17 protein-coding genes are annotated in these 20919 nt (G+C 71.3%); 11 read left to right on the top strand and 6 right to left on the bottom strand.

All coding sequences use genetic code 11. From position 1 onward, the window contains the following. Position 1: 1 nt before the first annotated feature. The 4 genes from AB0I59_RS35790 to AB0I59_RS35775 all read right to left on the bottom strand — a co-directional run bounded on the left by AB0I59_RS35790 (position 2) and on the right by AB0I59_RS35775 (position 5124). Positions 2-1108, bottom strand: coding sequence for an Rv3169 family protein (locus AB0I59_RS35790; protein ID WP_358140122.1), 1107 nt, complete (start codon positions 1106-1108; stop codon positions 2-4). After that, the gene (locus AB0I59_RS35785) at positions 1109-2278 is read right to left on the bottom strand and encodes a phosphotransferase family protein (protein ID WP_358140119.1); all 1170 of its coding nucleotides are present in this window, start codon (positions 2276-2278) and stop codon (positions 1109-1111) included. Between the two features lie 69 nt (positions 2279-2347). Further along, on the bottom strand, positions 2348-3571 hold the full coding sequence (locus AB0I59_RS35780; protein WP_358140116.1) for an alpha/beta hydrolase family protein: 1224 nt from the start codon (positions 3569-3571) through the stop codon (positions 2348-2350). A gap of 14 nt (positions 3572-3585) precedes the next feature. Further along, complete coding sequence (locus AB0I59_RS35775; RefSeq protein ID WP_358140113.1) at positions 3586-5124, bottom strand: FAD-dependent oxidoreductase; 1539 nt, start codon at positions 5122-5124, stop codon at positions 3586-3588. A 160-nt stretch (positions 5125-5284) separates the two neighbouring features. On the opposite strand from AB0I59_RS35775, the gene AB0I59_RS35770 reads away from it, so the two are divergent. Further along, entirely contained in the window at positions 5285-5902 is a 618-nt protein-coding gene (locus AB0I59_RS35770) for a TetR/AcrR family transcriptional regulator (protein WP_061259524.1), read from the top strand. A 77-nt stretch (positions 5903-5979) separates the two neighbouring features. Here AB0I59_RS35770 and AB0I59_RS35765 read toward each other — a convergent pair whose 3' ends face one another. After that, complete coding sequence (locus tag AB0I59_RS35765) at positions 5980-7824, bottom strand: LVIVD repeat-containing protein (protein WP_358140109.1); 1845 nt, start codon at positions 7822-7824, stop codon at positions 5980-5982. Between the two features lie 201 nt (positions 7825-8025). On the opposite strand from AB0I59_RS35765, the gene AB0I59_RS35760 reads away from it, so the two are divergent. The 3 genes from AB0I59_RS35760 (at position 8026) to AB0I59_RS35750 (ending at position 10377) form a co-directional block, all read left to right on the top strand. Beyond that, on the top strand, positions 8026-8685 hold the full coding sequence (locus AB0I59_RS35760) for a DUF305 domain-containing protein (RefSeq protein WP_061259523.1): 660 nt from the start codon (positions 8026-8028) through the stop codon (positions 8683-8685). Between the two features lie 132 nt (positions 8686-8817). Further along, entirely contained in the window at positions 8818-9564 is a 747-nt protein-coding gene (locus AB0I59_RS35755; RefSeq protein ID WP_061259522.1) for an SDR family NAD(P)-dependent oxidoreductase, read from the top strand. Positions 9565-9600: 36 nt separating this feature from the next. Beyond that, entirely contained in the window at positions 9601-10377 is a 777-nt protein-coding gene (locus tag AB0I59_RS35750) for an SDR family oxidoreductase (protein WP_358140105.1), read from the top strand. Between the two features lie 60 nt (positions 10378-10437). On the opposite strand, the gene AB0I59_RS35745 is transcribed toward AB0I59_RS35750, so the two are convergent. Continuing rightward, positions 10438-11373, bottom strand: coding sequence for a 3-oxoacyl-ACP reductase (locus tag AB0I59_RS35745; protein WP_358140102.1), 936 nt, complete (start codon positions 11371-11373; stop codon positions 10438-10440). Between the two features lie 181 nt (positions 11374-11554). Between AB0I59_RS35745 and AB0I59_RS35740 the strand changes: the two genes are divergently transcribed. The 7 genes from AB0I59_RS35740 (at position 11555) to AB0I59_RS35710 (ending at position 20718) form a co-directional block, all read left to right on the top strand. After that, positions 11555-13174, top strand: coding sequence for an acyl-CoA synthetase (locus tag AB0I59_RS35740; protein WP_358140099.1), 1620 nt, complete (start codon positions 11555-11557; stop codon positions 13172-13174). Between the two features lie 16 nt (positions 13175-13190). Then, a complete protein-coding gene (locus AB0I59_RS35735; RefSeq protein WP_061259518.1) occupies positions 13191-14363 on the top strand; it encodes a steroid 3-ketoacyl-CoA thiolase in 1173 nt (390 codons plus the stop codon). Between the two features lie 7 nt (positions 14364-14370). Further along, a complete protein-coding gene (locus AB0I59_RS35730) occupies positions 14371-16605 on the top strand; it encodes an acyl-CoA dehydrogenase family protein (protein WP_358140094.1) in 2235 nt (744 codons plus the stop codon). 26 nt (positions 16606-16631) lie between these two features. Further along, a complete protein-coding gene (locus AB0I59_RS35725) occupies positions 16632-17855 on the top strand; it encodes a lipid-transfer protein (protein ID WP_358140091.1) in 1224 nt (407 codons plus the stop codon). A 3-nt stretch (positions 17856-17858) separates the two neighbouring features. Further along, complete coding sequence (locus AB0I59_RS35720) at positions 17859-18764, top strand: MaoC/PaaZ C-terminal domain-containing protein (RefSeq protein ID WP_061259515.1); 906 nt, start codon at positions 17859-17861, stop codon at positions 18762-18764. After that, entirely contained in the window at positions 18761-19381 is a 621-nt protein-coding gene (locus AB0I59_RS35715) for a PaaI family thioesterase (protein WP_061259514.1), read from the top strand. Before AB0I59_RS35720 ends, AB0I59_RS35715 begins: the two co-directional genes overlap by 4 nt. 326 nt (positions 19382-19707) lie before the next feature. Next, positions 19708-20718 (top strand): hypothetical protein, encoded by a 1011-nt coding sequence (locus tag AB0I59_RS35710; protein ID WP_358140087.1) that lies wholly within the window; start codon positions 19708-19710, stop codon positions 20716-20718. Positions 20719-20919 lie beyond the last annotated feature (201 nt).

Below are 20919 nucleotides of genomic sequence, written 5' to 3'. Positions count from 1 at the left end.
CCTACGGCGCGGTCGCGAACCAGCCGGCGAACCCGCTGGGATCGTGGCGCCCCATGTTCGCGTGCTCGAACATGCCCCACCCGACCGCGCCGTCGCAGGTGGCCCGGGCGACGTGGTCGACGGTGGCGAACGGAAGCCGGGCCGTGATCGCCGGGTCCTTGAGCTGGTACTTCGACGAGTTCGACCAGCCGCGGCCCTTCCACTGGCCGTGCGTCCAGTCGGGGTCCCCGCCGTACCCGGCGCCGACGCTCAGGGCGATCGACGTCAGCGTCTCGACCTCGACCAGCAGGGGGACGCCGGCGGGTGTGGTCAGGTGCAGGCGCGCCGACTCCGGATGGCGCGTGCCGCGGGCGTACGTGATGTCCACCCGGGGCCAGCCGAGCTGCTCCACGCGGCCGTCCGGGAAGACCCTCGTGGCGTGGTTGAGGGTGCGGGTCCCGTCGGCCGCCTCCTGCACGATGACGAGGAGGCCGAAGTCGTCGAAGCGCAGGGGGGCGTACAGCCACCAGTGGCCGGCGAGGGGCTCGTCGGCCGTCCTGCCCGCCGGATCGGCGTCGCCGACGGGACGGACGCCCCACGAGCGGTCGCGGCTCCCGACCCAGACGTCGGGATCGACCCGGAGATCCCCGCCGTCGACGCTCAGGGTGCCCGACCACGCCCCGACCTGCGCGAACCGGGTAGCGTCCAGGATCGCCTTCGGCCCGGACATCAGGACGTGCCGGTCCTCCAGGACCGCGGGGAACGTGCCCTCCCAGGTGAGGTCGAAGCACAGGGAGCGGTCGGCGGGCTCGCAGACCACCCTGATCTTTCGCAGCGGCTCGACCACCTCCACCCGGTAGCCGCCGACCTTCGCGTCAAGGGCACGCTCGTCGAGGGCGTCGGAGAAACGGACCGCCCACTGCTCGTCTCCGCGCCGTACGGTGGCGAAGGCGTCGGTCACCCCGAGGTTCGGGTAGACGCCGAGACCGGTGACCAGGAACACGTCTCCGGTGCGGTCGTGGGCGTTGAAGTAGCACCGGTCGTAGAAGTTTCGGTCGGTGGCGGCGACCTGGGCCATCGACAGCGGCGACTGGTGGATCGGGTATTCGTCGAGGGGGGCCGGTCTCATTCATCTCTCCCAGGAGTAGGTTCCGGTCACGAGTTCCCGAAGCGCGGCGTGATGCAGGACGTACTCGTCCGGCGTCGCCGGGGTGGTCTCCTCGCCGAAGCGGATGGCCCGGCGCTTGATCTGGGACATGACGATCGCGTGCCGCAGCGCGGCGTACGTCAGGTAGAAGTCGAGATCGCGGACCCGGTGGCCGGTGAGCCGTTCGTACTCCCGGACCACGTCGGAGCGGCGGCAGAAGTCCGGCAGTCCCGGCGCCTCCAGCATCTCGGCGATGTCCTGGAAGAACCGGTGCAGGAAGACGAACCAGCCGAGGTCCACCTCGCGCGGTCCCAGGGCCGCGATCTCCCAGTCCAGCACGGCGACGGGCCGCGTCCCGCGGTAGACCACGTTGCCGACCCGCGCGTCACCCCACAGCAGCACGGCGGGCCCGGGGTCGGCCGGCCAGTGGTCCTCCAGCCAGGCGAACGCGTCCTCGATCACCGGGATGCGCACGCCGTCGGATCGGCGGGTCCACTCGTAGTAGGCGCGTTCCCGCTCGACATGGCGGCGCAGCGGGTCGTCGCCGGCCTCGGCGGCCAGATCGGGGAGCAGGTCGGCGGCCCGGTCCAGCCCGTGGATTCCGGCCAGGACCTCCACGCTCAGGTCCTGTAGCTCGCGGCGCTCCCGCGGGTCCGCGTCGCGCAGCCACCCGTCGAACACGTACGGCGGGTTGTCGACGGGGACCCGGCCGTCGACACGGCTCATCACGAGGAACGGCACGCCAAGGACGTCGCGGGACTCCTCCAGCCAGTGCACCCGGGGGACCGGTATCCCGGTGTGCCGGGCCACCACCCGCATCACGTCGAACTGCCGGCGGACGTCGTAGTCGGGGAAGACGGGGAACGCCGCCGGCTGCGGGGCCAGCCTGGCGACCAGGCCGGCCCTGGTCTCCTCGCCCGCGACGATCCACTCGGCGTCGAACAGGACGGAGACGCTGGACATGCCGGAGTGGGCCGGCCGGGTCAGCCCGCTGAGGCGGACGGGCCGGTCGGCTCCCAACCGCTCGGTCAGCCAGCGGGCGAGGGCGGCGCGCAGCGCGCCGAGGTCCGTCGTGTCGACGGTGATGACCCGTCGCGCCGCGTCCGGTACATCGTCCTTGGTTGGGGTCTGGGTGGATTTATTCGCGTCCATGATGACTCCTTTCGAGAGCTATGGGTCATGGCGCGTCCGGCATCCCCCGAGTGGTGGTTCACATGGTCGTCAGCAGGTGCTCGCCGGGGTCTTCCCCGCGCGGATGGAGGTGATGAACCCCAGCGCGTCGTCGAAGGAACGCGCGATGGCCCCACGGTGGTCGACGCCCTCGTAGACCTTGTAGGTCACCTTCCCGGCCTTCGCGCACATGTCGGCGACCATCAGATCGGTGGTCGCCTTGGACACGAGGACGTCCGCGGTGCCCTGGGCGACGAGCGTGGGCACCCGCAGCGTGAGACCGACAGGTTCCTGCGATCGCAGGTAGCGCGTCAGCGGCCCGAGGTCCGCGCCGGGAACGAACACTTTGTCCACCGGGATTCCCGCGGCGACCTCGCGGACCTGTGCCTGGCAGCCCGTCCTGCCCGCGGTGAGAAGGGGCGCCGCCTCCTGAGTCAGGAGCTCGCCCGGCTTGACGGACGGGTCGGCGGCGGCCGCGCCGATGAGGAGCGTGGGCAGGAAGGCCACCGCGTACTCGGCGCCCGGCTGGCCGGACTGGATGTACGGCGCGGTCTGGCTGAGCCCCCACCCGCCGGGAGCGATCGACACCGCGCCGCGGAGCCGCACGTCCGTGCGCCCGGCCTCCGCGACGGCCGAGAACAGTGCCGCGTGGCCGCCCTGGCTGTGGCCGACCGCGAACCAGTCACGGCCGATCCGCCTGTCCGCCCTGCGTGCCGCGCGCACCATGTCCAGCACCGTGTTGGCGGCGCTGCGCCCGTTCATGTACGGGTGCTCGCCGGGAGTGCCGAGGCCCTCATAGTCGGTCTGCACGACGGCGAAGCCACGGGCGACCCAGGCGTCCAGCGTGGTCGCGGCGATCGACACGTAGTCGTGGGCGGGCCCGGTCGGGGTGTCGGCCGAGGGGGCGCACACGTCCGCGGTGCCGGTCGTCCCGTGCGCCCAGCTGATCACCGGCCAGCCACCGGGAGGCGGCGGCGTCCTGGGCACCGCGACCGTGCCGGAGACCGTGACGGCCTTGCCGGTCGCGCCCTCGGACACGTAGGTGACGTACCAGTTGCGCGCCGCGCTGGGCAGGGCCGCCGCGTTCGTCAGCGGGCGGATGCTGACGATCTTGCCGCGCAGGCCGGGAGCCACCCCGTCCGCCGCGGCCGTGCCCGCGCGCGGCGCGTCGGCCTCGGCGGCGGTCCGCGCGCCGCCCGTCACAGTCACGGCGGCGAGGGTGGCCAGGGCCAGCGCGGCGGCGCGCCGGCGGCGGGACAAGGAGGGGGGTGTCATCGGGTGCTCCTCGATCAGGGGGTGTCGGTCTCGGTCATGTCCCCGACCGCGCGGTAGGCGAAGACCATCGCCGAACCGATCGGTGTTCCGGGGCCGGGGTAGAAGCGCCCCGCGAAGGAGGCGCTCGTGTTCCCCGCGGCGTACAGGCCCTCGATGGGGCGGCTCTCGGCGTCGAGCACGCGGCCCTCGGTGTCGGTGCGCAGCCCGCCCTTGGTGCCCAGGTCGCTCAGGACCAGGCGCACGGCGTAGTACGGCGGGCGGTCCACCGGGACCAGGCACGGGTTCGGCCCCCGGTCCCCGTCGTCGGACCGGTCGGCGAAGAACAGGTCGTACGGGTCCTCGCCCCGGTGGAAGTCCGCGTCCACACCGGCACGGGCGAAGCCGTTGAACCGCTCGACCGTGGCGGTCAGGGCGTCGGCGGGCAGGCCCAGCTTCTCCGCCAGCTCGCCGACGGTGCCGGCCTGGACCCAGTCCGCGCCGGGGCCGCCCGGCACCGAGATCGCGGGGAGCCGCCCGCCGGACCGCGAGTCGAAGACGAAGTACGCCGGAACCCGATCCGGCGCGGCGGCCATCTCCCGGCCCATCCGGTCGTACGGGAGCGACTCGTTGGCGAACCGGCGGCCCGAGGCGTCGACCACGAGGCCGCCGCCGAAGCCCAGCGTGAACGAGGCGGCGCCGCTCGCGTCCTGGACTCCCGGGCACCACCATGCCTGGTCCATCAGGTCCGTCGCGGCGCCGACGGCGGTCGCGGCCAGGATCGGGTCGCCCGTGTTGGCACCGGACGGCGCCATCGACCAGCCGGCGGCGCCGGGGACGCCGTGCTCGGCGCGCATCTCGTCGTTGCCCTCGAAGCCGCCCGCCGCCAGCAGGACGCCGCGCCGCGCGCGGATCCGCACCGGGCCGTCCCCGGTCTCGGCCTCCACGCCGACGACCCTGCCGTCCTCGACGACGAGGCCGGTCAGGCGGGTGCCGGTGCGCACGGTGCCGTTCCCGGTGTTCGTCAGCGCGAGCAGCAGCCGCCCGATGAGCGCGCGGCCCTGGGAGAGCGGCGCGTCGCGGTGGCCCTGCCCGGCCCGGTCGCGGTCCACCGGGGGGCGCACCAGGGAGGCGAGCCCGCCGAGCCGTTCGGCGGGCAGGTCGAGCGGGACGAAGGAGCGCCCCATGTCCATACGGCCGGGCGCGGCGAAGTAGTCGGGGAAGGGGCGCCACTCGAACTCGATCGCGGGATCGCGCTCGAGGAACTCGGCGACCTCGGGCGCGGTCGTCAGGAACGCCTCCTGCCGCCCGTCCGTGTCCTCGCCCAGCAGGGCGCGCAGGTAGGTGCGCGCCGACTCGGTCGAGTCCCCGATGCCCGCCCGCTCCTGGATCCGGGTGCCCGGCAGCCAGACGGCGGCGCCGGCGTACGAGGAGGTGCCGCCGAGCAGGGAGGTCTTCTCCAGGACGGCGGTGCGCAGGCCGCGGGACGCGGCCGCCAGTGCTCCGGTCATGGCGCCGGCTCCGGAGCCGGCCACCACCACGTCGTACTCGTCGTCCCACAGTCCCGAGGCGGCCATGCCACCGTCCTTCCGCTGAACACTCGCAGCTGTCCGCCTCAGGCAACAGCAGGACGGCGGGACGGTGGCAGCCTCATCCCACTCACCGGTATGGACGGGTTCACGTAGCCGCCCGAACCCGTGTGTAATCTCTTGTCGAACCGACCAGGGGGAAGACAGCGTGCCGAGAATCGCCGAAGCCAGGCCGCCGGCCGAGCCGAGCTCGCCCGAGCAGCGAGCCCGGCATGTTCGCATCCTGCGGGCCGCCGCCCATCTCGCGGCCGACAAGGGCCTGGAGCGGGTCCAGATGCACGAGGTCGCGAAGGCCGCGGGCGTTGCGATCGGCACGCTGTACCGCTACTTCCCGTCGAAGACCCACCTGTTCACCGCGGTCATGGCGGAGCAGGTCGACCGTTTCAACGACAACGTCACCCGCCCGAAGCCCGGCGTCAGCCCCGAGGACGCGGTCGGCGAGTTGCTGGTGAGCGCGAGCAGGCAGCTGCTGCGCAGGCCCGCCCTGGCGACCGCGATGCTCCAGTCGGCGAACGCCGCCAACGCCGCCGCCGTGGCCGACGCGGGCCGGATCGACAACACGTTCCGTGGCATCGTGCTGCGGGCCCTCGGGATCGACGATCCCACCGCGCAGGACGTCACGCTCATCCGGCTGCTCATGCAGTGCTGGTACGGCGTGCTGCAGGTCACCCTGAACGGCCGGGCCTCGATCCCGGACATGGAGGACGACATCCGGCTGGCCTGCCGCCTGCTGCTCGCCCCCCGCTCCAACGCCGGCGACGGCTGAGCCGCCCGTCGGCAAGTACGGGAGAGGGGACGCCCCGGCCGGGGCGCCCCCTCTGTCGGTAGTGACGCGGAACGGGATCAGTCGAGCGCGTCGGCCAGAGCGCGGAGCGCCTGGGCGAGCGCGGCCTGCGCGGCGTCGGAGGTGTCGAGCTGGTTCGCGACGGCCCTCAGCTGCGCCACGGCGGCGTGCTTCTGCGGCCCGTCCTTGAACCGCTCGGCCCGGTCGACGAACTTCTTGACGTTGTCGGCGGTGTTCTTCTTCATCGTGCCCGCGCGCAGCGCCTGCGCGTAGCGTGCCCGTACGACCTCGAAGCCGGCCGGCCAGATCAGCTTCGGCTGGTGCTGCGCGTTGAACCGGTCGAGAGTGGCCGTGGCCGCGGCGTCGATCTCGGCCTGGTCCAGGTACTGGGTGGGCGTCAGCGAGAACGAGTCGAACCCGCGGGCGATCTCGCTGCCGTAGATGTGGCCGTTGTAGTAGTAACCGGACCAGAATCCGCCGGTGACCAGCGAGGTCGCGCTGACGGGGCCGCGGTCGAAGTACGCGATCTCGTGCGGGTTGGCCGAGTCGGTGAAGTCGAACACGGAGATGCCGCCCTGGTACCACGCCTGGACCATGATGTCGCGGCCGGGCACCGGGACGAGCGACCCGTTGTGCGCCACGCAGTTCTCCTGGTTCGTCTGCGAGACCGGGAGCTTGTAGTAGCTGCGGAACGTCAGCTTGCCGTCGACGATGTCGTAGATCGCGTTCGCGCCCCACGACGGCTGGTCGGTGGGCCGGCACCGCGCGCCGGTGCCGCCGCCCCACTCGTCGGTGAAGACGACCTTGGTGCCGTCGTTGTTCAGCGTCGCCGAGTGCCAGTAGGCGAAGTTCGGGTCGGACACCTCGTCGAGCCTGACCGGGTTGGCCGGGTCGGAGATGTCGAGGAGGATGCCGTTGCCGGCGCACGCCGCCGCGGCCAGGCCGATCGCGGGGTAGGCCGTGATGTCGTGGCAGTGGTTCGTGACCGGGCGCGGCGACCAGGACGAGCCGGACGGGTGCTGCGCCGTGGGCGGGGTGTTCTGCAGGCCGTCGATCGCTCCGGTCTCCCGGTCGGCGAACAGCCGCGGCGCGTTCACGACCGCCGCGTTCTGCGGCGCGGCCAGGGGTACCCGGATGACCTCGATCCGCCACAGGGACGTGTTCGGGTCGGTCGCGGCGGTGTTGGCGCAGCCGGCCAGCTCGGCGCCCGAGCGCACGCCGGCCGTGCCCGAGACGTAGACGTAGACGTTGTCCGGGTCGTCCTTGCCGGTCACGAGCGTGTGGGTGTGCGACCCGCGGCAGGTCTGGACCGCCGCCACCTGGACGGGCTTGGTGATGTCGCTCACGTCGAAGATCCGCACGCCACGGAACCGGTCCGGGTTGACCGTGCCGCTCGCTCCCTGTGTGCCGCAGTCCAGCCGGCCGCGGGTCTCCTCGACCGACATGAAGAGCAGGTTGCCGTAGACGGACATGTCGCCCTGCCCGCCCGGACACACCACGGAGGTGGTCAGCACCGGGTTCGCGGGTGTGGAGACGTCGTAGATGTTGAAGCCGTTGAAGTTGCCGACGAACGCGTAGTCGCCGCTGAACGCCATGTCCGAGTTGGCGTACGACAGGTTCCCCGGATTGGACGCCTGGACGAACCCGTCCGGCTTGTCCTTGTGCGCGAGGAGATCCAGCCCGCTGGACGCCTGCTGCGCGTTCAGCCATCCGGCTCCGAGCCCGGCTCGGGGATCGGTGTCGGCGGCCGCTGTGGTCGTGGTGGTGGCGGTCGTTGTGGTGGTCGCGGCGTCGGCCGTCATGGCGGTGGCGGGCGACAGGCCCACCAGCGTCGCCCCCGCGACGATCACCCCGAGTTTGCGTAATCCAGCACGTCCCCAGCGCGCGGTACGGTCATCCGGCATGGGTCGCACCCCTCCTTTTCCGGTCTTGCTGGCGTGACCCGGCAACCCCGCGCGGGCGATTTCCCAGCAGACCCTGACAGGACGCTGAGAGATCTACGCGGCGTTGGGTGGACTGTAACCAAAGAAGGAGTAAATGTGCTATACCCTGTCACACCTTCCAAATGCGGATAGATCATCAGTAGTCGGAAGCGAGTGCACGTAATGATCTCGTTGACCCCGTTCCGGCATATTCTTCCTCCCCTCCTGATCGCCGCCACGCTCTGCGGGTGCACCGCCGAGGGCCCGAAACGGACCGTCGTCCAGCCCGGCCCGCCGGGAGCGTCCAGCAAGGTCCTCTCCGTCGACGACGTGGGACAACCCGACAGCGCGAAGTACACCAAGGCGGATGTCCGGTTCGTCCAGGGGATGATCCGCCACCACGCCCAGGCGCTGCGGATGACCGGCCTGGTCGCCGGCCGCAGCACGAGCAAGGACGTCCCGCTGTTCGCCGAGCGGATCACGGTCTCGCAGGAGGACGAGATCGCGCTGATGCTGCGCTGGCTGCGGGCACGCCTCGAGGAGGTGCCGAACAGCACGGGGACCGGCCACGATCACGGTGGGCTCATGCCGGGGATGCTCACCGAGGAGCAGTTCGCCGACCTGGAGAAGGCCGAGGGCGCCGCGTTCGACCGGCTCTTCTACGAGTTCATGATCTATCACCACACCGGTGCCATCCAGATGGTGGAGGGGCTCTTCGCCGACGGCGGGGGAGAGGAACCGGAGGTCTACCAGATCGCCACGCACGTGGACGCCGACCAGCGCATCGAGATCGACCGCATGCGGAGGTTGCTGGCCGCGATGGGGGCCGCCGGGAACGGATGATCCACGGCCGCGGCCCCGCCTCCCGGTGACCGGGATCACCTTCCCCGCGCCGCCCGCCGTACGGATAGCGTGCCGGTCGGCCGGGCGGCGCACGGGCGCGGACGCCCAGGAGGGCTCGGAGGGGCAGGGGCAGTGAACCGTTACGACGGCGTGAAGGTCCTGATCACCGGCGCGGGGTCGGGCATCGGCCGCGCGACCGCGATCCGGCTCGTCTCCGAGGAAGCGGCGGTCTTCGCCGTCGACCGTACGGAGGACGGCCTGGCCGAGACCGTCAGGTCGGCGAGCGGGCCGGGCCGGATCGTCCCGCACGTCGCCGACGTGACGGACGAGCCGGCGGTCGTCGAGGCCGTGCGCGCCGCCGCGGCGGAGCTGGGCGGGATCGACGTCCTGGTGAACGTCGCGGGGATACACAAGACGACGCCGATCGACACGTTGTCGGTCGAGGACCTGCACCGGTTGTTCTCAGTGAACCTGGTCGGCACCGCGCTGTTCTGCCGGGAGGCGCTGCGCCACCTGCCCGACCGGACCGGCGTCATCGTGAACATCGCGTCCTCCGCCGCCACTCAGGGCAACCCGTACATGACGGCCTACTCCGCCTCGAAGGGGGCCGTACTGGCCTTCTCGCTCAGCCTGGCCGCCGAGGTGGTGGGGCGCGGCATCCGGGTGGTCCCGATCTCGCCCGGAACCGTCGCGACCCCGCTGACGAGTGGGAACGTCATCCCCGACGGTCTGGACGCCCGATATTTCGGGCGGATCCGGTCACTGCTCGGCAGCGCCGCTCCCGAGCAGATCGCGGGGGTCATCGCGTTCGCGGCCTCCCCCGACGGCGGTTACATCACCGGCGCGGAGATCCGGGCCGACGGCGGCTCGGGCGCCTGACCCGAGCGCCCCGACACCAGAACAAGGAGCGACCACGTGACACGAAAGATCGCCGTGAGCGGTTCGGCCTCGGGCATCGGCAAGGCGCTCGCCGAGCTGCTGCGTGAGCAGGGCGACGAGGTGATCGGCGTCGACCTGAGGGACGCCGACGTGTGCGCCGACCTCAGCGGTCCGGAGGGCCGGGCGCTGGCGGTGGAGTCGGTGCTGCGGCTGTCGGGCGGCGTGCTGGACGGGGTCGTCGCCTGCGCGGGCGTCTCCGGAGTCACCACGCTGACGGTCCGGGTCAACCACTTCGGCGTCGTCGGCCTGCTGGAAGGGCTGCGCCCGGCCCTCGCCGCCGCTCCCGCGCCGCGCGCGGCCGTGGTGGGCTCCATCTCCGGCACCCAGCCCGTGGACCCGGGCGTGGTGGCCGCGTGCCTGGAGGGCGACGAGGACACCGCGGTCGCCCTGTCGGAGCGGGCCATCGAGCGCGGAGAGGGACGCCGGCTCTACCCGTCGTCGAAGTCCGCCCTGGCGAAGTGGCTGCGCCGCGAGTCGGTCACGCCCCAGTGGGCGGGCGCCGGCATCCCGCTCAACGCGATCGCCCCCGGCGTCGTGCTCACGCCGATGTCGGCGCCCCTCTTCGAGGACGAGGCGATGCGCAAGGCCATGGAGGCGGCGGTGCCGATGCCCCTGAACGGGCACGCCACGGCCGAGGTGATCGCCGAGGCGCTCGCATGGCTCGTCAGCCCGGCCAACACCCACATGACCGGGCAGGTCATCTACGTCGACGGCGGAGCCGAGGCCACCCTCCGCGGACCGGACGTCTACTGACCCGGAAACGGGGCCGGGGCCGTCTCCCGATGGGAGGCGGCCCCGGCCGTGCGGGGGGCGTCACTTGGACGCCGCGGCGTTCTGCACTCCCGTCATGTCGAGCTGGGCCACGCTGTAGGCGGCGTAGTTCTGGTACGGCCCGCGGCCGCTGAAGTACGGCGTGAGCTGCGCGTCGAGCTCCTCGGTCGAGAAGACGCCGTCGGCCGCGGTGAACTTCCGCTCGACGGTGGGCGCCGCCATGAGCGCGACCATGTCGCCGTACACCACGAAGACCTGTCCGTTGATCTCGTCGGCGGCGGGGGAGGCGAGGTAGCTCACGAAGGTGCCCACCCGCTCGGGAGCCAGGATGTCCAGGCCCTCGGCGGTGTTCTCACCGTCGGCGAACACGTGCGCCGTCATCCCGGTGCGGGCGCGCGGGCAGATCGCGTTGGCGCGCACGCCGTACCGGGACAGGCCCTGGGCGGTCGAGAGGGTCAGCGCCACGATGCCCGCCTTGGCGGCCGAGTAGTTCGGCTGGCCGGCGGAGCCGAAGAGGAACGCCTCGGACGAGGTGTTGACGACCCGCCCGTAGACGGGGCCGCCGGCGGCCTTGCTCTTCTCGCGCCAGTACGCGGCGGCCGCGCGGGACACGGCCGCGTGGCCCTTGAGGTGGACGCGTACGACGTCGTCCCAGTCGGACTCGGCCAGGTTGAAGAGCATCTTGTCGCGCAGCACGCCCGCGTTGTTGACCAGGATGTCGAGGCCGCCGAACGTGTCCACCGCGGTCTGGACGAGGCGGTCGCCCATGGACCACTCGCTCACGTCGCCGGTCACCGCCACGGCGTCCCGGCCGAGCGCCTTGATCTCGGCCACGACCTCGTCGGCGGCCGGGCCCATGTCGTTGACGACGACGTTGGCGCCGCGCGCGGCGAGCGCCAGCGCCTCGCTGCGCCCCAGTCCGGCGCCCGCGCCGGTGACGACGGCGGTCCTGCCCTCCAGGCTGATGTTCGGGCTCATGTCCTTGCTCCTGTCACACGCGGTCGATCAAGCTTCGAGGGCCAAAATTAGTACGTATTCTAGTTTTGGCCAACGGCGTCGTCCCGCTCAGTGGAGGAGATCTTCCGGCCGTCAAGGGGGCGCGGCCACTCAGTGGGATGGGGTCGTTGTAGCAAACAAGAATTGATTCTAGTCTCTCGCCATGACGTTGAACCTGGCGACTCTGTACGAGTCGGTGGCCGCCGCGATTCCCGATCGACTGGCGCTGGTCTGCGGTGACCGTCGGTTGAGCTTCTCCGAGCTCGACGAGCGTGCCAACGCGCTGGCACACCATCTGAAGTCGGCCGGAGTCGAACCGCACCAGCATGTGGGCCTGCACATGCTCAACGGCGTCGAGTTCGTCGAGGCGCTTCTCGCCTGCCTGAAGATCCGGGCAGTGCCGATCAACATCAACTACCGCTACACCGACCACGAGTTGCACTACCTGTACAACGACGCGGATCTGGTGGCGATCATCATCGAGCAGGAGTTCACGCCCGCCGCCGCCGGTCTGGCGGACCGGTGCCCGAAGCTGCGGCACGCGGTGGTCGTCGCGTCCCCCGCGAGCGACTCCGCCGCGACCCCCGTGACATGGCCGGACCAGGTCGGCGTCATCGGCTACGACGAGGCGCTGGCCGCGCAGCCCGCGACCGCGCCCATGGTGGCCGAGCGCACGGCTGACGACCACTACGTGCTCTACACCGGCGGCACCACCGGGATGCCCAAGGGCGTCGTGTGGCGGCACGAGGACTTCTACTTCGCGGCACTGAACGGCGGCAACCACTACGGCCCGCCGCACCGGACGGCGGAGGACCTGGCGGCGGCCGCCGCCGGAGGCGCCGCGCTGAACTACCTGATCACCGCGCCGCTCATGCACGGCGCGGCCTCCTACACCCTGTTCGCCAGCCTCCTCGGCGGGTCGCCGGTGATCCTGATGCGCCGTTACGACCCGGTCGAGACGCTGCGGCTGATCGAGAAGGAGCGCGCGATCGTCGTCACCGTGGTCGGCGACGCGATCGCCCGCCCGCTTGTCGACGCCATCAGGGAACACGGCGCGGAGTACGACCTGAGCTCGATGAAGGTGCTCGGCTCCGGGGGCGCGCTCCTGTCGCGGTCGGTCCAGGAGGAGGCGGTCGCGCTCATTCCCGGCCTGTACATCAACGACGGGTTCGGCGCCTCGGAGTCCGGCGTGGACGGGAAGCTCCAGGTGGGGCCGGACGGCCTCATGCGGCTCGCCCCGAACCCGCGGGTCGCCGTCATCGACGAGCGTTTCCAGCCGCTCACGCCGGGCTCGCCCGACATCGGACTCATCGCCAGGACCGGACACGTCCCCCTCGGCTACTACAACGACCCCGAGAAGACCGCGAGGACGTTCCCCGTCATCGACGGCGTGCGCTGGGCGGTGCTCGGCGACATGGCCAGGGTCGAGGAGGACGGCAGCACGATTCTGCTCGGCCGCGGCTCGGGCTGCATCAACACCGGCGGCGAGAAGGTGTTCCCCGAAGAGGTCGAGCAGGCGCTCAAGTCCCACCCCGCCGTCATGGACGTGCTGGTAGCCGGGGTGCCCGACACCAGGTTCGGCGAGCGGGTCGGCGCCGTGGTCGAGATGCGCGACGGCGTCGCCGCCCCCGACGTCGAGGAACTGCGCGCGCACTGCCGTACCCAGATCGCCGGATACAAGGTGCCGGCCTCGCTCGTCGTCGTCGACCACGTCGTGCGCTCGCCCAGCGGCAAGGCGGACTACCGGTGGGCCAAGCGCGTGCTCTCCGGCGAAACCAACTAACCACAAGGAGAAGTCAATGGCTGAGGCCGTCATCGTCGAGGCCGCGCGCACGCCGGTCGGCAGGCGCCGGGGCGTGCTGTCCGGGCTCCACCCCGCCGCGTTGCTCGGGCGGGCACAGAAGGGCCTGCTCGACCGCGCGGGCGTCGAACCGGACGCGATCGGCTCGGTGATCCACCAGGTGATCGGCGGGTGCGTCACCCAGGCGGGCGAGCAGTCGAACAACGTCACCCGGCAGGCGTGGTTGTACGCCGGCCTGCCGTACACGACGGCGTGCACGACGATCGACTGCGCCTGCGGGTCCTCCCAGCAGGCCGTGCACCTGATCGCGGGCCTGATCGCGTCCGGCGCGATCGACGCCGGCATCGGCTGTGGTGTCGAGTCGATGAGCCGGGTCTTCCTCGGCCAGGCGCTCACACCCGAGACCGGCAGCCCCTTCCCCGACGACTGGTCCCTCGACATGCCGGACCAGTTCACCGCCGCCGAGCGGATCGCGAAGAAGCGCGGCATCACCCGCGCCGACGTGGACGCCTTCGGCCTGGAGTCGCAGCGGCGGGCCGCGCAGGCGTGGGCCGAGGGCCGGTTCGACGGCCAGATCATCCCGGTCGAGGCCCCCGTGATGGGCCCGGAGGGGCCGACGGGGGAGACCGCCACCGTCACGCGCGACCAGGGCCTGCGCGAGACCAGCCCGGAGGCACTGGCCAAGCTCGCCCCCGTGATCCCCGACGGCGTGCACACCGCCGGGAACTCGTCGCAGATCAGCGACGGCGCGGCGGCCGTGCTCCTGATGAGCGCGGACAGGGCCGCGGCGCTCGGCCTGCGGCCCCGGGCCCGCATCGTCGCCTCCGGGATGGTCGGGGCCGACCCCTACTACCACCTGGACGGCCCGGTGCAGGCCACCGAGCATGTACTCCGCGCGGCCGGGATGTCCCTGTCCGACATCGATCTGGTCGAGATCAACGAGGCGTTCGCCTCCGTGGTGCTCTCGTGGGCGCAGGTGCACAAGGCCGACATGGACAAGGTCAACGTGAACGGCGGCGCCATCGCCCTGGGACACGCGGTCGGCTCCACCGGCGCCCGCCTGATCACCCAGGCGCTGTACGAGCTCGAACGGAGTGGGAAGTCCACCGCGCTGATCACCATGTGCGCGGGCGGCGCCCACTCCACGGCAACCATCATCGAACGGATCTGAGAGCACCATGACCATCGGACTCACCGAGGAGCACCGCGACCTGCGGGACTCGGTCCGCACCCTCACCACCCGCCACGTGACGCCCGAGGCGGTACGCAGGGCCGTGGACGCGAAGAAGGAGGAACTGCCCGAGTTCTGGCCGGTGATCGCCGAGCAGGGCCTGCTCGGCCTGCACCTGCCCGAGGAGTCGGGCGGCGCCGGCTACGGCCTGCTGGAACTCGCCGTCGTCGTCGAGGAACTCGGCCGCGCCATCACGCCCGGCCCGTTCCTGCCCACGGTCCTCGCGAGCGCCGTCCTCGATCGCGCCGGGCACCGCGCGCACCTCCCGGGGCTCGCCGAGGGCACCACGATCGGCGCCGTCGGACTGAAGCCGGGCGGCCTCACCCTCACCCGCGGCGACGCCGGACGGCTCTCCGTCTCCGGAGAGTCGGATCCGGTCCTGGGCGGCCATGTCGCCGACCTGTTCGTCCTGCCCGCCGCGCTTGCGGACGGAGACGGCACCGCGTGGGTGGTGCTGCCTCGCGCCGCCGTCGAGACGACCGACCTCGCCAGCCACGACCTGACCCGGCGGCTGTCGCGGGTACGCGCGGAGGACGTCACCGTCGCGGAGGACGACGTCCTGACCGGTCTCGACGCGTACGGCGTGCTCGACCTGGCCGCCGTGCTCTTCGCCGCCGAGGCGTCCGGTCTCGCCGACTGGGCGACCACGACCGCCGCCGAGTACGCGAGAGTGCGGCAGCAGTTCGGCCGCCCGATCGGCCAGTTCCAGGGCGTCAAGCACCGCTGCGCTCGGATGCTGACCAGAGCGGAGCAGGCGAGGGTGTGCGCGTGGGACGCCGCGCGCGCCGCCGACCCCGGCACCGACGCGCGCGAGGCGGTACTCGCCGCGGCGGTGGCCGGCGCGACCAGCGTCGAGGCGGCCTTCTCCACCGCCAAGGACTGCATCCAGACCCTCGGCGGCATCGGCTTCACCTGGGAGCACGACGCCGGCCTCTACCTGCGCCGGGCCCAGAGCCTGCGGCTCCTCCTCGGCTCCACCGCGTGGTGGCGGCGCCGCGTCGCCCGGCTCACGCTGGACGGCGTCCGCCGCACGCTCGGCATCGAGCTGCCGCCCGAGGCCGAGGCCGTACGCGCCGAGATCCGGGCCGAGCTGGAGCCGGCCCTCGCCCTCGAAGGCGCGGAACGGCTCACCTACCTGGCCGAGCACGGGTACACGGCGCCGCATCTGCCGAAACCCTGGGGCAAGAGCGCCGACGCCGTCTCCCAGCTCGTGATCGCCGAGGAGATGCGTGCTTCCGGGCTGCGTGCCGCGGACCTGATCATCGGCGCCTGGGTGGTGCCGACCCTGATCGCGCACGGCAGCCCCGAGCAGCACGAGAGGTTCCTCCCGGCGACGCTGCGCGGGGACTTCCTGTGGTGCCAGCTCTTCAGCGAGCCCGGCGCGGGCTCCGATCTGGCCGCGCTCAGCACCCGCGCGGAGAAGGTGGACGGCGGCTGGAAGATCAGTGGCCAGAAGGTCTGGACCTCTATGGCCCGCGAGGCGCGATGGGGCATCCTGCTGGCCCGCACCGACCCCTCGGCTCCCAAGCACAAGGGCCTGTCCTACTTCCTGCTGGACATGTCCAGCCCCGGCATCGACATCCGGCCACTGCGCGAGCTGACCGGCGAGACGCTGTTCAACGAGGTGTTCCTCGACGACGTCTTCGTCCCCGACGACATGCTGGTCGCCCAGCCCGGCGACGGCTGGAAACTGGCCCGCACCACGCTGGCCAACGAGCGGGTGTCCCTCTCGCACGACTCGTCGCTCGGGAGCGGCGGCGAGGCGCTGCTCCAGCTCGCGAGCACCGCCCCCGACGACATGGACGACGAGCGGCTGACCCGGCTCGGCGGCATCCTCTGCGACGCCCAGTCCGGCGGGCTGTTCGGTCTGCGGACCACGATCCGGTCGCTGTCCGGCCGGCAGCCGGGGGCCGAGTCCAGCGTCGCCAAGCTGATCGGAGTCGAGCACATCCAGGAGGTCTGGGAGACCGCCATGGACTGGGCCGGCCCCGCGTCCCTGTCGGACGAGGAGGGGGAGGAGGGCACCGAGCGGCGTGGCGCGCGGAGGAACGCCACCTGGATGTTCCTCAACTCCCGGTGCATGTCGATCGCGGGGGGCACCACAGACGTGCAGCTCAACATCATCGGTGAGCGTCTGCTCGGCCTGCCCCGCGACCCCGAGCCCGTGCCCGCCAAGGCGTGAACCCCCGGACGCGAAGGAAGACCCCAATGAGCAACAGGACGTTCGTCATCGGCGTGGGGATGACGAAGTTCGAGAAGATCGAGACCCGTGACTGGGAGTACCCGGCCATGGTCGCGGAGGCCGTCGGCACGGCCCTCGCCGACGCCGGGATCGGCTACGACGCCGTGCGGCGCGCCGCCGCCGGCTACGTGTTCGGTCCCTCGACGGCCGGTCAGCGCGCCCTCTACGAGGTCGGGCTGACCGGCATCCCGGTCATCAACGTCAACAACAACTGCGCCACCGGTTCCACGGCGCTGATGCTGGCCAGGGAGTGGGTGCAGGCCGGCCTGGCCGACGTCGCGCTCGCGGTCGGCTTCGAGAAGATGACCAAGGACGCGCTGAACCCGTCGGGCGGCATGCCCAAGGTGACGACCGTGGACCGGCACCTCGAGGTGCTGGTCGGCACCCGCGGCTGGGCGAACGCGCCGATGACCGCGCAGTTCTTCGGCAACGCGGCCCGCGAGCACATGGAGAGGCACGGCACGACCGCCGCGCAGATCGCCTCCGTCGCGGTGAAGAACCACCGGCACTCGGTGAACAACCCGTACGCCCAATTCCGGGACGAGTACACGCTCGACCAGGTGCTCGGCGACAAGCCGATCCACGACCCGCTCACCCGGTCGCAGTGCTCGCCGACCTCCGACGGCGCGGCCGCGGCCGTCATCGTCAGCGAGCGGTTCGTCCGCGAGCACGGTCTGGAGGGCCGGGCGGTCGAGATCCTCGCCCAGGCGCTGACCACCGACACCGAGGAGGCGTTCGCCACCCGGTCGCACATCGACGTCGTCGGCACCCCGATGACCCGCGCCGCCAAGGAGTTGGTGTTCGCCGAGGCCGGGCTCGGGATCGACGACGTCGACGTGATCGAACTGCACGACTGCTTCTCGATCAACGAGATCCTCACGTACGAGGCGCTCGGCATGTGCCCCGAGGGAGAGGGCGGCACGCTCGCCGAGTCCGGCGCCACCACGTACGGCGGCCGGTGGGTCGTCAACCCGTCGGGCGGCCTGATCTCCAAGGGACACCCGCTGGGGGCGACCGGCCTGGCCCAATGCGCCGAACTGACCTGGCAGCTGCGCGGCGAGGCGGGCGCCCGCCAGGTGGACGGCGCCAAGGTCGGCCTGCAGCACAACCTCGGGCTCGGCGGCGCCTGCGTCGTCACCCTGTACGGCGCGGGCACGCTGAACGGCTCCGACACAGGAAAGGAGGGCTGAACCATGCCGATCGACGTCGACAAGGCGCTCAGCGCGCCGCCCTCGGTCCGCGAGATCAGCTGGACCGGGCGCGACGTGCTGCTCTACCACCTCAGCCTGGGAGCGGGCGGCACCGACGCCGGCCCCGAGCTGCCCTACACCTACGAGCGCGGCCTGCGCGTGCTCCCGACCTTCGCGATGGTCGCCGGGCAGGGCGTCTCCGCCGGGGACCGTGGTCCCACGGCGATGCACCTGCCCGGCGTCGACATCGACCTGCGCCGGATCCTGCACGCGGGCCAGGGCCTGACGGTCCACCGGCCGCTGCCCGCCTCGGGCACCGCCACCGTCACCTCGCGCGTGGCCCACATCTGGGACAAGGGCAAGGCCGCGGTGATCGTCATGGAGCAGTCCGCGGCCGACCCCGACGGCGGGCCGCTGTGGACCACCACCATGCAGATCTGGGCGCGCGGCGAAGGCGGCTTCGGCGGCGACCCGGGCCCGGAGACCCCGTGGGCCGCGCCGGAACGGAAGCCCGACCACGTGCTCGACTCACCCACCACCCCCGGGCAGGCCCTGCTGTACCGGCTCAACGGCGACCTCAACCCGTTGCACGCCGACCCGGAGTTCGCGCGGATGGCCGGTTTCGACCGGCCGATCCTGCACGGGCTCGCGTCGTACGGCATCGTCGCGAAGGCCGTCGTGGACGGTGTGCTCGACGGTGACGTGTCCCGGCTGACCGGCCTGTCGGTGCGGTTCGCCGGGTCGCTGTTCCCCGGCGAGACGATCCGGACCACGGTGTGGCGCGAGGGCGACCGGCTGGTGTTGACCTCGACCTGCCCGGAACGCGACGACGCGCCCGTTCTCACGCACGCGACGGCCACAGTGTCGCCCGCGGTGTCGTCCGCGGCGGCGCCGGAGGTGACGGCATGAGCGAGAGACTGGAGGAGCTCACCGCCAAGGCGAACAACAAGGGCGTGGACGCGGCCGTCGCCGCCGCCCGCCGGGTGATCGCCTCGCTGCTGCACGCCGGTGACGGCTCCGACGCCGAGATGACCGAGGTGGCGGACCGGTTGAACGCCGTCGCCGACTATCTGGACGAGCACGCTCCCGGCGTCGAGGAGCGGATGATCGACATGTGGCGGGGCGAGGGTGTGACCCGGCACGACCCGGTCACCGGGCCGGAGAACGCCATCGCGCCGCCGCTCCCGCTCACAGGCAAGGACGACGGCTCGATCGAGGGGGTCGTCGTCCTGGGCATGCCGTACCAGGGGCCGCCCGGGTTCGTGCACGGCGGCGTCTCGGCGCTGCTGCTCGACCACACGCTCGGCGTGGCGAACGCCTGGGGCGGGCCGTCCGGCATGACGGCCGAGCTGACCCTGCGCTACCACCGGCCGACGCCGCTGTTCGAGCCGCTGACCGTGACGGGACGCCAGATCTCCGTGGACGGCCGCAAGATCCGCACGACCGGCACCATCTCGGCCGGCGGCGAGCTGTGCGTCAGCGCGGAGGGCCTGTTCATCGCCAAACACCTCCCACGCCCCCGCTGACTCTCAATCAGCGGGTCCGGGGTTCGAGTCCCTGGCGGCGCACCAGCAAGAAGCCCAGGTTGGCATAGTTGACCTGGGCTTTCTTCATTTGGAGCCCAACTCAACGGCAGCCCATGCCCCATTGTGATCATGATGGTTGCTCGATGGCTGCTCGTCTGTCGTGATCTTGTTCGCGTGATGATCGTTTGCGGCATCCGGCATTCCCTCTTCTGGAGACATCGCTCGACAGGTCGTGCCCAGGCCCTCTCTGACAGGCGCATCTAGACGATCTTGTCGGAGCTTCGTCCGTCGGAAGATGATGGAGCATGCTCGACCACCGTTTCAGAGTGACCAAGTACGACCCGCGATTGAGAGACGCGAGCGGGGCCTTTGCCGGGGACGATTGGACCTCCATGGGTGAGATCGGCCAGACCTTCGACGGCCGCGTCCTCACCCGCCGGCGGTACGAGCAGGTGGAATCGGCCTATCTGATAGCGGTAGAGCTGTTCGCCCAAGCATCCGGGATCAACGAGTTGGTCGTACGCACTCCCGGACTGCACGGCACCAGCTCCGGGCGTCTTCTGACCGGCTACGGCCCGGAAGTATCCAACCTGTCTGCGGAAGAGTTCTATGACGGCCGCCCGGTCTCGCTTGCGGCGGGGCTGGAACTGGTCCGAGCGATGCTGCGCGAGGACGGTGTGTGGTGCCGCCTGGAGGCCGAAGGCCGCTTCAGTCTCGCGGTCGGCTGGGACTACTACCTCTATGTCAGCAGCCACCGGCCGTGCTCCCAGGCGGTAGACCAGGTGCGCGGCCTCGGGCTCTTCGTGGACGAAGGCTTCACCTCGCCCTACGACCTGGATCTCGAGGACCCGGTGCCACACCGGTCGGCGGATGCGGGGTTCTGGGCGGAGGTGGAACTCCTGGCAAGACGAACCGACGGGGAAGTGCCACTGCTTGAAATGTGGGCCTACAACGCATGGTGTTGGCACCTGGTAGCCCCTGGGGACGGGACCGCCCGTGTCCGTGCCGCGCTCAGACCTCGTGCCATGGTCACCGCCTTCATCGGTGCACCCGTGGCAGTGAACGACGGCAGCATGGTCGAGATTTCGGCACATGCTCGACGCTTGCTCGCTGAAGATTTCTCGGTCGCCGGCGTGATGTGCCTGATCGAAGACAAAGGCACTGGGCGACTCCGCCACGACTACCTGCTGGACGACGACAACCTTTCCAGCTGGCTGGAAACGGCCCGTGAAGCTGATCGCTGTGCCGTGTATCCAGCCGATGCGGATGACCAGCCTGGCGCGCTCGTCGCGGTCCTACCCGACGAAGACGGCATCGTTCGAGCACGCTGGGCATGACGCTCGCCAACGTCTTCGTCCGTCACCGGCTTAGGGCGTGTCCCGTGATCATGTGACTGGGTCGCGGAGCCAGATCCGGATCGAGGCAACATCGAGAGTGCCCTGGTAGATAAGCTCCCGCTTGTCGTACCGGGTCGCCACGGCGCGATTCTGGCGGAGCTTGTTGACGCAGCGTTCGACGGTGTTGCGCTCCTTGTAGCG

It is taken from the genome of Microtetraspora glauca, from assembly GCF_040656155.1.
Lineage (GTDB): Bacteria > Actinomycetota > Actinomycetes > Streptosporangiales > Streptosporangiaceae > Microtetraspora > Microtetraspora glauca.
The sequence above is the reverse complement of the archived record's forward strand: the minus strand, read 5'-3'. Positions and strand labels throughout refer to the sequence as shown.